Below are 16,535 nucleotides of genomic sequence, written 5' to 3'. Positions count from 1 at the left end.
GTCCCCCTCAAGATCCTCAATGGTCGGTATTGTGCCGGTTGTTCCGGCTTCAGCCCGTTATTTCGCGCAGACGGCCTTGTCGGCCTGCGCCTGCTGGATGTCCTTCGACAGTTCCTGCGGAACCGGCGGCGCCAGCGGGGCGCCCGGTTCCTTGAAGTCCGGGCCCAGCGTCAGCTTCATCGGCGTCTTCGCCGCGGCGTCCGCCGTGCCCATCTTCATCGCGCCGGCCGGGAGCCCCATCATCTCGGCCAGCGCCCGGGCCTGGTCGGCCTGGTTGGGCGCGTACTCGAGCTGCGTGGCACCGACCTTCGCGGGGGCGTTGCCCTGGCTGCCGGACTTGGTCACGCCCTTGGTGTTCTGCAGCCAGGTCAGGGTGGTGGACGCGGAGCCCTGGGGGCCGCCGCCGTTGTACACGTCCACCCGTACGTCCGCCGCCGGCGCCTTGGCGCCCTGGAGCAGCGCGTCCTGCTTGGCCTTCGCGTCCGCGTCGGCCGCGTCCTTCGCGGCCTGCTCCTTCTTCTCGACCTCCGTGAGCGAGACGTCCCCCCGGATCATCTGCAGCAGCGGCTCGGCGTCGGTGTGGTTGAGGACGACGGTGGCCTTGACCTTCTCGGCCGGGTTGTCGAGCACCGGAAGCGTCGTGAAGGTCACGTTCTTGAGGTTTATGTCCTTCAACTCGCCCGCGAGATCGGTGAGTTTGTCGATGGACCCCAGGCCCTTGTCCACGGTCAGCGACTTGGTGGCCGCCTCCGCCAGGGAGAAGAACTTCTTCGGGCTGGTGAGCGTTTCCTTCGACTTCATCTCGCGCATCATCGAGCCGAGGAACTGCTGCTGGGTCTTGATCCGGTCCAGGTCGCTCTCGTTGCCGAAGGCGTGCCGGGTCCGTACGAAGGCCAGCGCCTGCTCGCCCTGCAGCCGGTGCTCGCCCTGCGACAGCTTGAGCTTGGAGTCCTCGTCGTCGACGGCCTTCTCCAGGCAGACGGGCACCCCGCCGACGGCCGCGCTCAGGGTCTTCACCGCGTTGAAGTCGACCATCATGAAGTTGTCGACCTCGATCCCGGTCAGCTCCTTCACGGTGCGCATCGTGCAGCCCGCGTCGCGCCCCTCCTGGCCGAGGCTGTTGTTGAAGCGGGTGCCCTTCGTGCCCCGGATCTCCTTCGTCGTACCGTCCGGCTGCTTCGTCGGGCAGGACGGGATGTCGGTGATCAGGTCGCGCGGGATGGACAGCGCGGTGGCGTTGGAGCGGTCCTTGGCGACGTGGAAGAGGATCGTGGTGTCGGCGTGGCCGACGCTGTCCTTGTCCCCGTAGCCCTCGTTGCCCGCACCGCTGCGCTTGTCGGTGCCGATGACCAGGATGTTGATGGCCTGGTCCTTCTTGAAGCCGCCCGAGCCCGCGCCCGCGATGTCGGTGACGTTGAGGTTGTCGTTCAGGTGGTCGTAGTAGAGGTACGCGCCCACCGAGCCGGCGACCAGCAGGAAGGCCAGCGTTCCGCCCGTGATGACCAGCGCCTTCTTGCGCCGGCCGCCGCCACCGCCGCCGCCCTTGCGGGAGCGGCCGCTGCGCCGTCCGCCGGGCGGGCCGTCGCCGCGCCGGGGCTTGGGTACGGCGGGGGAGGGGGCGGTGGGGGCCGGAGCCGACGAGGAGGATCTGCGGGGCGGGGCCACCGTGGGACGGCGCGTTTGCGCTGCGGGGTTGCCCAGTCGCAGTTCGTAGTTGCCGGTGCGGGGGTTGAGCACCCACTGGTCTGCGGGGTCGATCTCATCGGCCCGGCCACGGCTTTGCGCATCCACGGTTGCTCGAGTCCTCCGTCGGGTGCCTCGCGACGCGCCTCCCCCTGGGCGCACGGTCAACGATCCGGCTAACGGGTGCCCGGTCTCTGGTCCGGCCGGGGCACCGGATCGCTCACCTTATCCGCCAGGTGCGGCTGCAAACCATGCTGGTGACAAATTCCACTCCCCTTATAACGGGGTGAATTGCCCATTCCGCTCGGTTCGATCACGGGCTTTTGGGATTGCTTTACCGGCAGTCCGCGGTCCCCGCGGTGGTCCCGGGGAAGGTGGGGACGGGTGCGGGGGTCGGGGTGGTTCCCCCGTCGGCGGGATCCGTGGGAGGCGCGGCCGTCCCGGCACCCGCGGCCTCTGCCGGCTCGATCGTGCGCACGGGCTGTGGTTCGGGTTGCGGCGGGGTGACGGTGACCGGTTTGTCCATCCGCAACTGCAGGAACAGCCGGGCCGCGTCCGGCTCCACCAGCTCGTCGCGGTTGGGGTCGGCGGCGTACGGCTGCCGGGGCACGGTCAGGAATTTGACCTGGTCGGTGGGTATGTCCCGGATGCCCCGCGCCAGTTCGTACAGGCCGCGCAGCGAGGCCAGCCCCGGGTCCGTGGTCACCGAGGAGGTCGCCGCGTCCAGCAGCGGGTACAACCGCGCCGGGTTCAGCAGAACCCCGTTGCTCTGCACCTTCTTGACGAGCGAGCCGAGGAACTGCTGCTGGCGCTCCATCCGTTCGGTGTCGCTGCCGTTGCCCAGGCTGTAGCGGGCCCGCACGAAGCCGAGCGCCTCCTCGCCCTGGAGGGTCTGCCGCCCGGCGGGCAGCCGCAGCTTGGCCTCGGGGTCGTCCACGGGCTGCCTGAGGCAGACCTCCACCCCACCGATGGCGTCGACCATCTTCTTGAAGCCGCCGAAATCGATCACCATGTGGTGGTCGATCCGGATCCCGGTGAGCTTCTCCACCGTACGGATCGTGCAGGCGGCCCCGCCCCACTGGAAGGCCCAGTTGAACTGCGCGAACCGGTCCTCGGTGCGGCTCCCGTCCGCCTTCAGGCAGGCCGGTATCTCCACCATCAGGTCCCGGGGTATCGACACCGCGGTGGCGCTCCGCCGGTCCGCCGGCAGGTGGAGCAGGATCGCGGTGTCCGAGCGCTGCGTGCCCTCGTCCTGTCCGTACCGGGCGTTGTCGCTGCCGGAGCGCGAGTCCGAGCCGATCAGCAGGATGTTCTCGCTCCCGGCGGCGAAGTGCGCGGGCCGATCGCGCTCGTAGCGCCGCAGCTCGGCGGCTGCCGAGGTGTCCTCGGTGATGTTCCCGTCGAGCTTGTTGTAGAGCCACCACCCGGCGCCCGCCCCCGCCAGGACCAGGAAGGCCATCCCGAGGCCGATCCAGCGCAGCAGCCGGCGCCTGCGGCTGCGCGGAGGCTTGCGACCGCCTCCGGCGGCCGCGGCGCTCCCGCCCGGTATGCCCGCGCTGTCCGTGCCGATCGAGAACCAAGACGGCACAAGCACCTCCACGCGTTGCCGTACCGAACCGGGCTGGTTCCAACCCGGCTGGTGTTGATCGTGTAAGCGCTGTCGGTCGCCGACCGGCAGCCGGCGTGAGCCGGGAATCCCCCTGCCTCAGCTGGGGGAGGGTTCAATGGCGTCCGTCCTCTCAAACGACGACAACAGCCGTACGGGTGAGTGCGGCCACTGCCGATGGTGCCCTCGGGTCGCTGGCGCGGCCTGGGGGCACCGGCGTGTCTAGGGCCATGTGGGTGACAGATCGCCCGGCGGCGCCGTCCCGCCGTGCGGGTGACGGCCTCAGACCGTGTGGGTGACGCGCTCGGTCTCGACCCGCTGGGTCAGCGCCTGCTCCGACAGCCGGTCCAGATTCCGGCACAGCACCACGGATCCGCCCGAGGCGAGCGCCGCGTACAGTCCGGCCGACAGCCCGTCCCAGGTGTCGTAGCCGAGCCCGGTCAGCACCCGCGAACCCGCGCCGAGCCCGAGCTTCGCCGCGTCCTTGCGGGCCCGCGCGGTGAGCGCCGCGTACGAGAGCTCCTCGCCGCCGACGACCAGCCCCGGCCCCTCGGGATCCACCGGCGCGAACGGCGCGAACCGGTCGCCCTGCCCCGGCACCTCCACGGCGTAGTCGGCGAACCCGGCCGGCGGCTGCGGGAACCGCCCGCCTAGCGGCCGCAGCGCCAGCGCCACGCGCTCCCCTCCGCAGGCCAGGGCCCGGTCCAGGGTGTCCGGCCCGCTCACCACGAGGTCGGCGTCGCCCGGATCCCCGTCCACCTCGGCGACCACCCCGACCGAGGCACAGGCGAGCAGCCAGACGGCGCTCTGCCAGTGCGCCGGGAGGAGCAGCGCGAGCCGGTCGCCGGGCTCGGCGCCCAGGTCGCCCTGGAGCAGATTGGCGGTCTTGGCCACCCAATTGGCGAAGGTGGCGACGGACAATTCCACGCGCTCGCCCGTGGCGTCGTCGTAGAAGGTGACGAGCGGGCGGCCCGGATCGGCGGCGAGCGCGGATCGCAGCAGGTCGGCAGGGGTGCGGTCGTTGGCGTTCACCCGCCACAGCGTACGCGGGCCCCTCCCCCGTACGGACGATCCGGGGGCGGCCGTACGGGGGAGGGAACACCGGACGGGGCGTCAGTTCCCGGATGCGAGCAGGGCGGAGGGTCCTCACGATCCTTTCCATGCGTGGATTCCTTGCTTCCTCGATCGGCGTCGCGACGGCCGCCGCACTGGCCCTCCCGCTCGCGCTCCCTACTCCGGCCCTGGCCGAGGCCTCCCCCGCGACCCCAGCCGGGTCCACCCAGTCGCTGCCGCTCGTCCCCCTGGGACCCGTAGCCGACCGGACCCCCGGCACCCCCGGCATGAGCGCCTCGCCCCGCCTCCCCGAGACTCAGGGCCTGGCCGCCCGCGAGGTCAAGACGTTCTCGCTGGTCGGCGTCGTGTGGGACGACGTCGCGACCCAGCTCCACGGCCGGGTCCAGGTCCGCACCCGCTCCCTGCGGACCGCGACCTGGTCCGACTGGCAGGACGTCGAGACCCACAACAGCGAGCACGCGGCCGACCCCGACGCGGCGGAACGCGGCTCCGGGCGGGTCCGCGGCGCCACCGCCCCCCTGTGGGTCGGCGCGTCCGACGGAGTGGAGGTCCGAGTCCAGGCGGAACCGTCGGGCCGCGCCGCCTCGCGACTGCCCACGGGCATGCGGATCGAACTCGTCGACCCGGGCGCGGAAACGCCTCCCGCGGCGTCGGACGGCAAGAACAGCGGCCCCGAGGGCGACGACAAGGGCGAGCTGGCGCCGGGCATGACCATGGAGATGGCCGAGTCCTCCGCCGCGAACCTGCCGCACGCCGAGCTGGGCGCGAACGAGATCATCGCGCTCGACAAGGCAGACTCCACCGCCGACGCGATCTTCGCGAGCGAAGGCGAGCTGAGCGCGGCGGCCCGCCCCTACATCGGGCCACGCCCGCGCATCGTCACCCGCAAGGGGTGGGGCGCGGACGAGAGCCTGCGCGAGAGCGGCTTCGTCTACACGAACACGGTCAAGGCCGCCTTCGTCCACCACAGCGCCTCCGGCAACAACTACGCCTGCAAGGACGCCCCGGCGGTCATCCGCAGCCTGTACCGCTACCACGTACTGAGCAGCGGCTGGCGCGACCTCGGCTACAACTTCGCCGTCGACAAGTGCGGCACGGTCTACGAGGGCCGGGCGGGCGGGGTCTCCAAGCCGGTGCTCGGCGCGCACACCATGGGCTTCAACACGGACAGCATGGGCGTGGCGGTCCTGGGCACCTACACCTCCACGGCCCCGCCGGCGGCGGCGGTCGACGCGGTCGCCCGCCTCACGGCCTGGAAGCTGGGCCTCTTCAGCAGGGACCCGCGGGCGAAGACCACCCTGAAGTCGGGCGGCGGCAACCTCTACCCGAAGGGCAAGAACGTCACGATGAACGTCATCTCGGGCCACCGGGACGGCTTCGCCACGGAATGCCCGGGCAAAAAGCTGTACGCCAAACTCCCGCCGACCCGCACCACCTCCGCCAAACTCCAGGGCCGCCCTTAGCCCGGTGGCTCCGCCGGTTCCGCCGCCCGTGCCCAGCGCGGCTCAAAGACCGGGGCTCTGCCCCGCACCCCGCGCCTCAAACGCCGGCGAGGCTGAATGGTCCCGGCGAGGCTGGATGTGCCTGGCGTGGCTGGGTTGGGTGCGGGTCAAAGATCGGGGCTCTGCCCCGGGCCCCGCGCCTCAAACGCCGGCGGGGCTGGATTTGCCGGCCCGGGCTGGAAGGTGCCAGGTGGGCCGGATGGTGGTGCCGAGGTCGGGGCCGGGGTCGGGGTGGGGTGTCGGCCGGGACTAAAACGAGATGAATTCGGCGCGATGGCGGGTCCGACAGAGCCGACCCGGAACGGGCGCCGAACATCGAAGCCCGTCCCGGACGACACCCCACCCCGGCCCCGGCCCCCGCGAAGCCCCCGCCAGGGATCGGCCGGGCCCCCGGCCGGAGAACCGGCCCCGACCCTCAGGAAGCCCCCGTCAGGGATCGGCCGGGCCCCCGGCCGGAGAACCGGCCCCGACCCTCAGGAAGCCCCCGCCAGGGCACCGCCGAGCCCCCCCGCCAGGGGGACGGGGGCGGAGCCCCCGTCGGGGACTGCCGAGCCCCCGGCCGGGGATACGCTCGACGCATGGCCGGCCGCTTCGACCCCCTCACCCCCACCGCCGCCCGAGGCGGCCGCACCCACGTGCCCCCAGGCCACGGCCGCCCGGCAGGCGCCGGCGCCAAGCCCCGCCGCTTCACCCCCGACGGCCCCGTCGACCTCGGGCTCACACTCGGCCCGCTCCGCCGCGGCCCCGCCGACCCCACCTTCCGCACCACCCCCGACGGCTCCGTCTGGAAGGCCAGCCAGACCCCCCAGGGCCCCGCCACCCTCCGCGTGGCCGCGAGCGGCGGAGCGGAGTTTGCCGCCGAGGCCTGGGGCCCCGGCGCCGACTGGATCCTCGAACAGCTCCCCGCACTCCTCGGCGCCTACGACGACCCCGCCGCCTTCGTCCCCCGCCACCGCCTCGTGCACGCCAGCCACCGCCGCCGCCCCGGCCTGCGCCTCACCCGCACCGGGATGGTCCTGGAGTCCCTGATCCCCACGGTCCTGGAGCAGAAGGTCACCACCGACGAGGCGTACCGCGCCTGGCGCCGCCTGGTGCGCCAGTACGGGGAGCCCGCCCCCGGCCCGCGCGGCCCGGACCTGTACGTCATGCCCACCGCCGCCACCTGGACCCGGATCCCGTCCTGGGACTGGCACAAGGCCGGCGTCGACTCCAAACGCTCCGCCACCGTCATCCGCGCCGCCCGCGTGGCGAACCGCCTGGAGGAGGCCGCCGCCATGGCGCCCGCGCAGGCCGCCGCCCGGCTGGAGGCCGTCCCCGGCATCGGCCCGTGGACCTCCGCCGAGACCCTCCAGCGCAGCAACGGCGACCCCGACGCCGTCACCACCGGCGACCTCCACCTGCCCGGCATCGTCGGCTACGCCCTGGCCGGCGACCGCGACGCCGACGACGCCGCGATGCTGGAGCTCCTCGCCCCCTACGCCGGCCAGCGCCACCGCGCCGCCCGCCTGATCCTCCTCGCGGGCCGCGTCCCACCCCGCCGTACCCCGAAGATGCCGAAGACGGACATCGGCCGCCTCTGAAATCCGGCGGCTACCGGACCTCGATGAACGCCGACGCCGCCCGAGCCCCCCGCTCCCGCGGAGCCCCGGCCGGATGGCCCACCGCCACCGCCCCCATCGGATCCCAGTCCTCCGGCAGCCCCAGCACCTCGCGCACCACGTCCCGGCAGAACATCGTCGAGGACACCCACGCCGACCCCAGCCGCTCCCCGGCCAGCGCGACCAGGAAGTTCTGCACGCCCGCGCCCATCGCGACCACGAACATCTCCCGCTCCGCCGCATCCCGCCGCGCGTGCCCGTAGTGGTGCGCCCCGTCCGTCACCAGACACGGCACCACCAGGTACGGGGCGCCCCGCAGCACGTCCCCGCGCCGCACCCGCTTCGCGATGGACTCCTCGGACTTGCCGTCCGCCCGCAGGTCCGCGACCCACGCGTCCCGCATCGCGTCCAGCAGCCGCACCCGCGAGGCCTCGGACTCCAGAAGCACGAACCGCCACGGCGTGGTGTGGTGCGGGGCCGGCGCGGTCACGGCCGCCGCGACCGCCCGCCGCACCGCGCCCGGATCCACCGGCTCGGCCGTGAAGGCCCGTACGGTACGCCGCTGCGTCACCGCTTCCCGTACGGCTTCCGAAGTGCCCAGCCGGAACATGTCGTCGGCGGGCGTGCGGACCAGGTCCCGCGCCGAGGAGCCTTCGGCGACGACATGGGCCAGCCCGCGTACGACCGCCACCGGCAGCCCGGCCGCCTTGCCCTTGACCAGGTCGCCCGCCGCGGCCAGCTCGTCCGCGGTCGCCACCACCGTCGCGCTCAGCGGGTTGCCGTGCGCGTCGGTGCCGCCGCGCAGGTCGTCCAGGACCCGCACCCCGGCCGAACCGATCGCCACGTCCGTCAGCCCGGTGCGCCACGGCCGCCCGAAGGTGTCCGTCACGACCACGCCCACGTCCACGCGAAGGATGTCGCGCAGCCCGGCGCGGATCGCGGCGGCCGAGGCGTCGGGGTCCTCGGGCAGCAGCAGAACCGTGCCGGGCGCCGTGTTGGAGGCGTCGACCCCGGCGGCCGCCATGACCAGCCCCTGCCGGTTCTCGACGATCCGCAGCGGACCCCGGCGCGCGACCACCCGTACGGTCTCGGCGTCGATCGCCTCCTCGCGCGAGTCGGCCTCGACGATCCGGCCCTCCGCCTTCGAGACGATCTTCGAGGTGACGAGCAGGACGTCCCCGTCCCGCAGATCGGGCGCGGCCACCGCGATCAGCTTGGCCAGATCGTCGCCCGGCCTGACCTCCGGTATCCCGTCGACGGCCCGCACCTCGTACGAGGGCACGGTCGGGGCGGTCACCGAGAGGCCTCCGCCAGTTCCAGCGCGGCCCGCGCCATCTCCGCGGTGGCCTCCAGGTCGGTCATCATCAGCGGCACCGCGCGGCAGGTGATCCCGGCGGCCTCCACCTCGGAGACGGCGTCCGCGTCGGCGGTGTCCACGAGCCAGCCGTCGAGCAGCTCGGTCCCGTAGTGCAGGGCGACCGCGGCGGCCGTGGACTCGACGCCGACCGCGGCCAGCACCTTGTCGGCCATCCCGCGCACGGGGGCGCCCCCGACGATGGGGGAGAGGCCCACGACCGGGGCCGGCGAGGCGGCCACGGCCTCCCGGATGCCGGGCACGGAGAGGATGGTCCCGACGGAGACCACCGGGTTGGACGGCGGGAAGACGATCACGTCGGCGGCCGCGATGGCCTCCAGCACGCCGGGCGCGGGCTTGGCCTGCTCGGCGCCGACGGGGACCACGGCCTCCGCGTCCACCGAGGCGCGCAGACGGACCCAGTACTCCTGGAAGTGGATGACCCGGCGCTCGCCGGTGCCGGCCTCGGTGATGGCGACGTGGGTCTCGACCCGGTCGTCGGACATGGGGAGCAGCCGGACCCCGGGCTGCCAGCGGTCGCAGAGGGCCTCGGTGACGGCGCTCAGCGGGTAGCCCGCGCCGAGCATCTGCGTACGGACGATGTGGGTGGCGAAGTCGCGGTCGCCGAGGCCGAACCAGGTGGGTCCGACGCCGTAGGCGGCGAGCTCCTCCTTGACGGTGAAGGACTCGTCGGTGCGGCCCCAGCCCTGGGCTTCGTTGATGCCACCGCCGAGGGTGTACATCACCGTGTCCAGATCGGGGCACACCTTGAGCCCGAACAGGTGAATGTCGTCACCGGTGTTGCCGATGACCGTGATGTCAGCGTCGGGCACGGCCGACTTGAGTCCGCGGAGGAACCGGGCGCCGCCTATACCGCCGGCCAGAACAACAATGCGCATACACCGAAGTCTGTCAGGCCCGGCGGCCCAGGTCAGGCCGGTACGGACTCCGGGCGGGCCGGGGAGCAGTTGTGCATCGGCATCTCGGTCAGGCCCGGGAAGTAGACGTGCAGGCTGACCGCGCCGTCGAGGGTGTCGTTGACGACCTCGTGGGCGTAGCCGGGGGCGAAGACGCGCTGGGCCCCGGCGCGGTGGGTGAGCGGTCCGCGCGGGGTGTGCTCGGTGAGCTCGCCGTCCAGGACGGTCAGCACACCGGAGGAGTCGCCGTGGTCGTGCAAGCCGCTGCCCTGGCCGGGGACCCAGCTGAGCAGCCAGACCTCGTAGCCGATGGGGGCACCCCCTGCTCGAGCGGAGCCGAGAGCTTGGGGGACGGCGCGCAGCCGGTGGTACCAGCGGGTGGTGGCGTCGTAGCGGACCAGGTGCTCCCAGGAGGCGCGGTCCTCGGCGATGGAGCGGGCGAGGCCGACGAACTCGGCGACGGTGGCCGGGTGTTCACGGGCCGGCTGCAGGAGGTGCTGGACGGCGAGGATGTCGCCCGCGATCTGGAGGTCGCTCTCGACGGTGGTGCGGGCGGGGGCGGCTGCGGTGGTGCTGTTCATCGTGGGGGTTACCTCGACGGTGTCAGTCGTGCTGGCGGTTGCTGTGGGGGCGGCCGGAGCTCAGGGGAGCCGAAGCTCCGAAGGCATCAACAGCTGCAACAGCAACAGCGAACCTGGGCAGCGCACAGGAACCCACGAATGGGGGTTCGGGTGGCGGCTGCGGGCGCTGACATGCGAACAAGGAGACCGGGTTCAGGGCCGGACTGTCAACCCAATGTCCGGTATGTGGGAAAAGTTTCACCTCATCCGGTTACTGTGCGCGGAGAAAGGTTTGTGCACTCCGCGCCAGGGGATGTGGCGCTGTGCGCGAGCTCCAACTCGCCGCCATCTAAACCAGGATGCGTCACCTCGTGATCGGAATGTGATCTACGCCGCTTCTTTGGCCGGATCGCAACCCCACCCCAGAGTGATACGTCGATTACGGGTGAAGGCGGGCATCGCGTGGCGTGTGTGGCATGTGTCACGATTTTTGGCGATATGAACACTTTCTGCATAGGCTTGGTTCCGCAGAGTGAATAAGGGGCCCAATAGCAGATCTCGGCTTGACTGCCCTGGAGCCACGCACTTGTAATTTCACTCGTGTCGTTACGTAGCGATCAGTAACGGCATCACCACGGGGACGCACAGACAGAGCGAGGGGCGCACATGACCGAGCTGTTTCAGGAACTGCTGGTCGAGGAGGCGGACGAAGAGCTCGGATGGCAGGAGCGCGCTCTGTGCGCCCAGACCGACCCCGAGTCCTTCTTTCCCGAGAAGGGCGGCTCCACCCGCGAGGCCAAGAAGGTCTGCCTCGCCTGCGAGGTCCGCTCGGAATGCCTTGAGTACGCACTCGCCAACGACGAGCGATTCGGCATCTGGGGCGGACTGTCCGAGCGCGAGCGCCGCCGGCTGAAAAAGGCCGCCGTCTGACCCCGACCGGAACCATCCCGCCGGGCACCTACCGCACATCGCACGACATATCGAACCGTACGGCCCACACGGCACCGCGCAGAGCAAACGGTCCGCCTCCTGCACCTTCCCCGCTGGAGGCGGACCGCCGCTTTTCCAGCCGTTAGGGTGGGGCGCTGTCCAGCAGCCTCCGAGGGCCCACCCCCCTCGGACCCTCCCCCCGGACCCCGTACCGGAGGGACCCCCAGGCCGGAGGGCCAGTAGCGCGATGTCCCTGCACAGCCAGTCGGCGGCCGCCCACCAGGCCCCCGCCACACCCGAGTTCCCCCGGCACGTCGTCACCGCGGTCCTCGTCGCCCACGACGGCGCCCGCTGGCTGCCCCGGACACTCGCCGGCCTCCTCGGCCAGGAACGCCCCGCGCAGAACCACATCGCCGCCGACACCGGCAGCGCCGACGAATCCGCGCGCCTGCTCGGCGAAGCCTTCGGCGACGACCGCGTCCTGCACCTCGCCCGCCGCACCGGCTTCGGCACCGCCGTCGACGAATCCGTCCGCACCGCGGGCACCCTGACCCCCGAGGACCTCCCGTACCTCAAGCGCCCCAGCGGCTGGGACCCCGTCAGCCGCACCTGGCGCGACGACGCCTACGACCTCCCCGAACTCCCCCACGGCGAACCCGTCCAGTGGCTCTGGCTCCTGCACGACGACAGCGCCCCCGAACCCGACGCCCTCACCGAACTGCTGCGCGTCGCCGACGAGAACCCCGACGCCGCCGTCATCGGCCCCAAACTGCGCGGCTGGTACGACAAGAAGCAGCTCCTCGAAGCCGGCGTCACCATCGCCCGCAGCGGCCGCCGCTGGACCGGCCTCGACAGACGCGAACAGGACCAGGGCCAGCACGACCAGGTCCGCCCCGTCCTCTCCGTCTCCACCGCCGGCATGCTCGTGCGCCGCGACGTCTACGACGCCCTCGGCGGCTTCGACCGCCGCCTGCCCCTCATGCGCGACGACGTCGACCTCTGCTGGCGCGCCCAGAGCGCCGGCCACACCGTCCTCGTCGCCCCCGACGCCGTCATGCGCCACGCCGAGGCCTCCGCCCGCGAACGCCGCACCGTCGACTGCGCCGGCCGTACGAGCGCCAGCCCCCACCGCGTCGACAAGGCCGGCGCCGTCTACACGATCCTCGCCAACAGCTCCGGCCGCGCCCTGCCCTACGTCCTGCTGCGCGTCCTGCTCGGCACCGTCCTGCGCACCCTCGCCTACCTCGTCGGCAAGGCCCCCGGCCAGGCCGTCGACGAGATCACCGGCCTCCTCGCCGTCCTGCTCCGCCCCGGCCGCATCCTCGGCGCCCGAAAGCGCCGCCGCCGGCCCGTCGTCCCCGCCGCCGAACTGCGCCCGCTGTTCCCCCCGCCCGGCGCCTCCCTGCGCGCCAACGCCGAACAGCTCGCCGGCTACTTCGCCGACGGCCGCGACACCGACGCCGCCCCCGCGGGCCGGCACGGCGGAGGCAGCATCCTCACCGCCCCCGGCGAGGAGGAGTTCCAGGACACCGAGCGCTTCGCCCGCCTCAAGCGGATCGCCCGCAACCCCGCCCCCGTCCTCTTCGGCCTCCTCCTGCTGCTGTCCCTGGGCGCCTGCCGCGCCCTCATCGGCGGCGGCTCCCTCATGGGCGGCGCCCTGCTCCCCGCCCCCGACAGCGGCCCCGACCTCTGGCGCGCCTACACCGAGGGCTGGCAGGCCGTCTCCACCGGCACCACCGCCGACGCACCGCCCTACCTCGCCGTCCTCGGCGCCTTCGCCACCCTGCTCTTCGGCTCCACCCAGGCCGCCCTCACCCTGCTGCTCGTCGGCTCCGTCCCGCTCGCCGGACTCACCGCCTACTTCGCCTCCCGGCCGCTCGTCGAATCCCGGCTGCTGCGCGCCTGGGCCGCCATCGCCTACGCCTTCCTGCCCGCCGTCACCGGGGCCCTCGCCGGCGGCCGCCTCGGCACCGCCGTCCTCGCCGTCCTGCTGCCGCTGATCGCCCGCTCCGCCGTCGCGGCCTTCGGCCTCGGCGCCGACGGGGACCGCACCGGCCGGCGCGCCGTGTGGACGTACACCCTCCTGCTGACCCTGGCCACCGCCTTCGCCCCCGTCGTCTGGCCGCTCGCCGCCGCCCTCGGCGCCGCCGCGCTGATTCGCCGCCGAGCGCACTGGAAGACGTACGGACTGCGGCTGCTCGCCACCCTCGCCGTCCCCGTCCTCGTCCTCGCCCCCTGGTCACTGGGCCTGCTCACGCACCCCGGCCGCCTCCTGAACGAGGCCGGACTGCCCTACGGAACCGGCTCCGCCACCGCCCTGGACCTGCTCGGCACCAGCCCCGGCGGCCCCGGCACCACCGGCGGCCTGCTCCTCCTCGGCATCGTCCTCGCCGCCCTCGGCGCCCTGCTGCGCACCGAACGGCAGTTCGCCGTCCGCACCGCCTGGGCCGCGGCCCTCGCCGCGCTGCTCCTCGCCGTACTCCTCAACCGCAGCGCCTGGGCCGGCCCCGCCACCCTCGTCTACGGGCTCGCCCTGCTGGCCGCCGCCGCACTCGGCGCGGACGGCGCCAAGGACCGGCTCGCCGCCCACGGCTTCGGCTGGCGCCAGCCGCTGGCCGCGCTCATCGCCCTCGCCGCTGCGGCCGGACCGCTGCTCGCCGCGGCCGCCTGGCTGCTCGCCGGCGCCGACGGCCCGCTCCAGCGCCGCGACCCGGTACAGGTCCCCGCCTTCGTCGCCGACGCCGGCGGCGACGACAACCAGACCCGCACCCTGATCCTCGACCTGGACCGGCCCGGCACCGTCTCCTACAGCCTCGTCCGCGGCTCCGGCGGCCGCCTCGGCGACGCCGAGACCACCGCCGCGGCCGGCAGCGACCCCCGCCTCGACAAGGTCGTTTCCAACCTTGTCGCCGGCTCCGGCGCCGACCAGTCCAGCCAGCTCAGCGCCTACGCCATCCGCTTCGTCATGTTCCGCCCCGGCGGCCCCGAGGACATCCGCCGCGTCCTCGACGCCACCCCCGGCCTCAGCCGCCGCCACCAGCAGGACGGCACCGCGCTCTGGGGCGTCGAACCCTGGCTGCCGCGCGTCGTCATCGTCTCCGGCAAGCAGGGCGAGGCCCCGATCCCGGTCGCCGCGGGCCCCGTCGAGGCCCACGGCAAGATCCCGGCCGGCGAGGCGGACCGCGTCCTGCGCATCGCCGACCGCGCCGACTCCGGCTGGCAGGCCACCCTCGACGGCAAGCCCCTCAAGCCCGAGACCCTGGACGGCTGGGCGCAGGGCTTCGAACTGCCCGCCGACGGCGGCCGCCTCGACCTCGTCCACGAGGACTCCCTCCTCAGGACCGCCTGGCACTGGGCCCAGGGCCTCCTCGCCCTGGTCCTGCTCGTGATGGCCCTGCCCGGCCGCCGCCGGCGCCTCGACGACGACCTCCCCGAGGAGGACGCCGCGATCCCCGCCCAGCCCGGCCCCGGCGAGCCCGGCGAAGGCCGCCGCGCCCGCCGCCTGCGCGCGGAGGCCGAGCAGGCCCCCGCACCCGTGGAGGCAGCCGTCGCCGCCGACCCGTACGCGGAGATCCCCGCACAGCCGGCCTACGGCGAGGAGACGTACGCCTACCAGGCCTACGGCGACCAGGGCGGCTACGCCTACGAACCGCAGCAGCCCGGGCAGCAGCCCCAGGGGTACGAGCAGTACGACCCGTACCCGGCCTACGAGGACCCGTACCAGCAGCACCAGCCGGTCCACGACCCGGAGCAGCAGCAGTACCCGTACCCGTACCAGCCGTACGAACGGCACGACCCGCGTCCCGACGGGAGCCCCCAGCAGTGAAGCAGCGCGCCCCCCTGACGCTGGCGGCCGTGACCGCCGCGCTCGCCGCCCTCACCGGCCTCGCCGCCCTCACCGCCCCCTCCGCCGAGGGGAAGGCGGCCGACGCCGAGGCATCGGCGTCCCGGATGCCCGTGGAGCGGTCCCTGCTCGTGTGCCCGGCGCCCAGCTCCTCGGACATCGCGGACACCACGTACACCGCCTTCACCCCCGGCAAGGCCGCCCCGGCCGAGGGCAAGGGCTCGGCCCGGCTGCTCGGCGCCACCAAGGAGGCCAAGCCCGTACTGGAGTCCAAGGAGGTCGGCAAGCCCTTCGGGGCCACCGCCACCGGCGCCGACGCCCCCGCGCTGACGGGCAGCGCCGACGGGATCCTCGCCCCCGGCTGGACCGCCCAGCAGACCACCAAGGTCTCCGTCGGCCGGTTCCGCGGCCTCCTCGGCGTCGGCTGCACCGCACCCGGCACCGACTTCTGGTTCCCGGCCGTCGGCACGGCCAAGGGCCGCGAGGACTACCTCCACCTCACCAACCCCGACGACGCCGCCGCGGTCGTCGACATCAAGCTCTTCGGCCCCGACGGGCTGGCGAAGGCCGAGGCCGGCACCGGCGAGGGCATCCGGATCGACCCCAAGTCCAGCAAGTCCGTCCTGCTGTCCTCCCTCGTCCCGGGAACCCAGCTCGCCGACGCCACCGCCCACGTCACCACCCGCGCCGGCCGGGTCGGTGCCGCGGTGCAGGCCGCGGAGGAGGGCGTGGGCGCCGACTGGCTGCCGGCCGCCGCGGACCCGGCGGGCTCGCTGGTCCTGCCGGGCATCCCGGCCGACGCCGCCTCCGTACGGCTGGTCGCCTTCGTCCCCGGCGAGCAGGACGCGGACCTGAAGATCCGGCTGGCCGGCCCCGGCGGCCCCATCACCCCGGCCGACAACGAACAGCTGCACGTCAAGGCCGGCATGACCGCGAGCGTGGACCTCAAGGACGTGACCCGCGGCGAACAGGGCTCCCTGGTCCTGACCCCGGCGGACCCCAAGCGGGCCACGCCCGTGGTCGCGGCGGTACGGGTGGTCCGCGGCAGCGGCGCCAAGCAGGACCTCGGCTTCGTCCCGGCCGCGGCGCCGGTGGGCACCCGGGCCACCGTGGCCGACAACCGGCCCGACGCGAACGCGACCGTACTGGCGCTCACGGTCCCCGGCGACAAGGACGCCAAGGTCAAGGTGACGGCCTCGCCCGGCACCGGCGGCGGCGAACCGGCCTCCCAGGAGGTCACGGTCAAGGCGGGTACGACCCAGAAGGTCGACATCGCCCCGGCCGGCGCCAAGGGGTCCTACGCCCTCACCGTCGAAACGCTCTCCGGCGGCCCGGTCCACGCGGCCCGCATGCTGTCCCTCCCGAACGACGGCATCGCGATGTTCACCGTCCAGACCCTGTCCGACGACCACTCCACCGTCGCGGTCCCCAAGGCCACCGAGGACCTCTCGGTCCTGACCCGGTAGC

General features: G+C 73.4%; 11 protein-coding genes. 5 read left to right on the top strand and 6 right to left on the bottom strand.

Annotation, left to right across the window (positions count from 1 at the left end; all coding sequences use genetic code 11):
- Positions 1 to 57: 57 nt before the first annotated feature.
- The 3 genes from ACGFYU_RS34450 to ACGFYU_RS34440 all read right to left on the bottom strand — a co-directional run bounded on the left by ACGFYU_RS34450 (position 58) and on the right by ACGFYU_RS34440 (position 4,321).
- The gene (locus ACGFYU_RS34450) at positions 58 to 1,791 is read right to left on the bottom strand and encodes an LCP family protein (protein ID WP_393831240.1); all 1,734 of its coding nucleotides are present in this window, start codon (positions 1,789 to 1,791) and stop codon (positions 58 to 60) included.
- Between the two features lie 226 nt (positions 1,792 to 2,017).
- On the bottom strand, positions 2,018 to 3,271 hold the full coding sequence (locus tag ACGFYU_RS34445; RefSeq protein WP_393831239.1) for an LCP family protein: 1,254 nt from the start codon (positions 3,269 to 3,271) through the stop codon (positions 2,018 to 2,020).
- Positions 3,272 to 3,571: 300 nt separating this feature from the next.
- Positions 3,572 to 4,321 carry a TIGR03089 family protein gene (locus tag ACGFYU_RS34440; RefSeq protein WP_393831238.1) on the bottom strand — a complete coding sequence of 250 codons (750 nt, stop codon included), beginning with the start codon at positions 4,319 to 4,321 and terminating at the stop codon, positions 3,572 to 3,574.
- A gap of 128 nt (positions 4,322 to 4,449) precedes the next feature.
- Between ACGFYU_RS34440 and ACGFYU_RS34435 the strand changes: the two genes are divergently transcribed.
- Positions 4,450 to 5,826, top strand: coding sequence for a peptidoglycan recognition protein (locus ACGFYU_RS34435; RefSeq protein WP_393831237.1), 1,377 nt, complete (start codon positions 4,450 to 4,452; stop codon positions 5,824 to 5,826).
- A gap of 617 nt (positions 5,827 to 6,443) precedes the next feature.
- Positions 6,444 to 7,445, top strand: a complete 1,002-nt coding sequence (locus ACGFYU_RS34430) for a DNA-3-methyladenine glycosylase family protein (RefSeq protein WP_393831236.1) — start codon at positions 6,444 to 6,446, stop codon at positions 7,443 to 7,445.
- Positions 7,446 to 7,455: 10 nt separating this feature from the next.
- On the opposite strand, the gene ACGFYU_RS34425 is transcribed toward ACGFYU_RS34430, so the two are convergent.
- From ACGFYU_RS34425 to ACGFYU_RS34415, 3 genes are read right to left on the bottom strand one after another with little or no spacing between them, the layout of a single operon-like run.
- On the bottom strand, positions 7,456 to 8,760 hold the full coding sequence (locus ACGFYU_RS34425) for a coenzyme F420-0:L-glutamate ligase (protein WP_393831235.1): 1,305 nt from the start codon (positions 8,758 to 8,760) through the stop codon (positions 7,456 to 7,458).
- A complete protein-coding gene (gene cofD, locus ACGFYU_RS34420) occupies positions 8,757 to 9,716 on the bottom strand; it encodes a 2-phospho-L-lactate transferase (RefSeq protein WP_393831234.1) in 960 nt (319 codons plus the stop codon). The genes ACGFYU_RS34425 and cofD overlap by 4 nt, the downstream gene beginning before the upstream one ends.
- Positions 9,717 to 9,748: 32 nt before the next feature.
- Positions 9,749 to 10,315, bottom strand: coding sequence for a cysteine dioxygenase (locus ACGFYU_RS34415; RefSeq protein ID WP_393831233.1), 567 nt, complete (start codon positions 10,313 to 10,315; stop codon positions 9,749 to 9,751).
- A gap of 645 nt (positions 10,316 to 10,960) precedes the next feature.
- Between ACGFYU_RS34415 and ACGFYU_RS34410 the strand changes: the two genes are divergently transcribed.
- From ACGFYU_RS34410 to ACGFYU_RS34400, 3 genes are all read left to right on the top strand, one after another.
- Positions 10,961 to 11,224 (top strand): WhiB family transcriptional regulator, encoded by a 264-nt coding sequence (locus tag ACGFYU_RS34410; protein WP_003983763.1) that lies wholly within the window; start codon positions 10,961 to 10,963, stop codon positions 11,222 to 11,224.
- Between the two features lie 247 nt (positions 11,225 to 11,471).
- Positions 11,472 to 15,050: a glycosyltransferase family 2 protein gene (locus ACGFYU_RS34405; protein ID WP_393831232.1), complete on the top strand. Its 3,579-nt coding sequence runs from the start codon at positions 11,472 to 11,474 to the stop codon at positions 15,048 to 15,050.
- Complete coding sequence (locus ACGFYU_RS34400; protein ID WP_393831231.1) at positions 15,047 to 16,534, top strand: DUF5719 family protein; 1,488 nt, start codon at positions 15,047 to 15,049, stop codon at positions 16,532 to 16,534. Before ACGFYU_RS34405 ends, ACGFYU_RS34400 begins: the two co-directional genes overlap by 4 nt.
- Position 16,535 lies beyond the last annotated feature (1 nt).

It is taken from the genome of Streptomyces sp. NPDC048337 (assembly GCF_043201175.1).
Classification (GTDB): Bacteria; Actinomycetota; Actinomycetes; order Streptomycetales; family Streptomycetaceae; genus Streptomyces.
The sequence above is the reverse complement of the archived record's forward strand: the minus strand, read 5'-3'. Positions and strand labels throughout refer to the sequence as shown.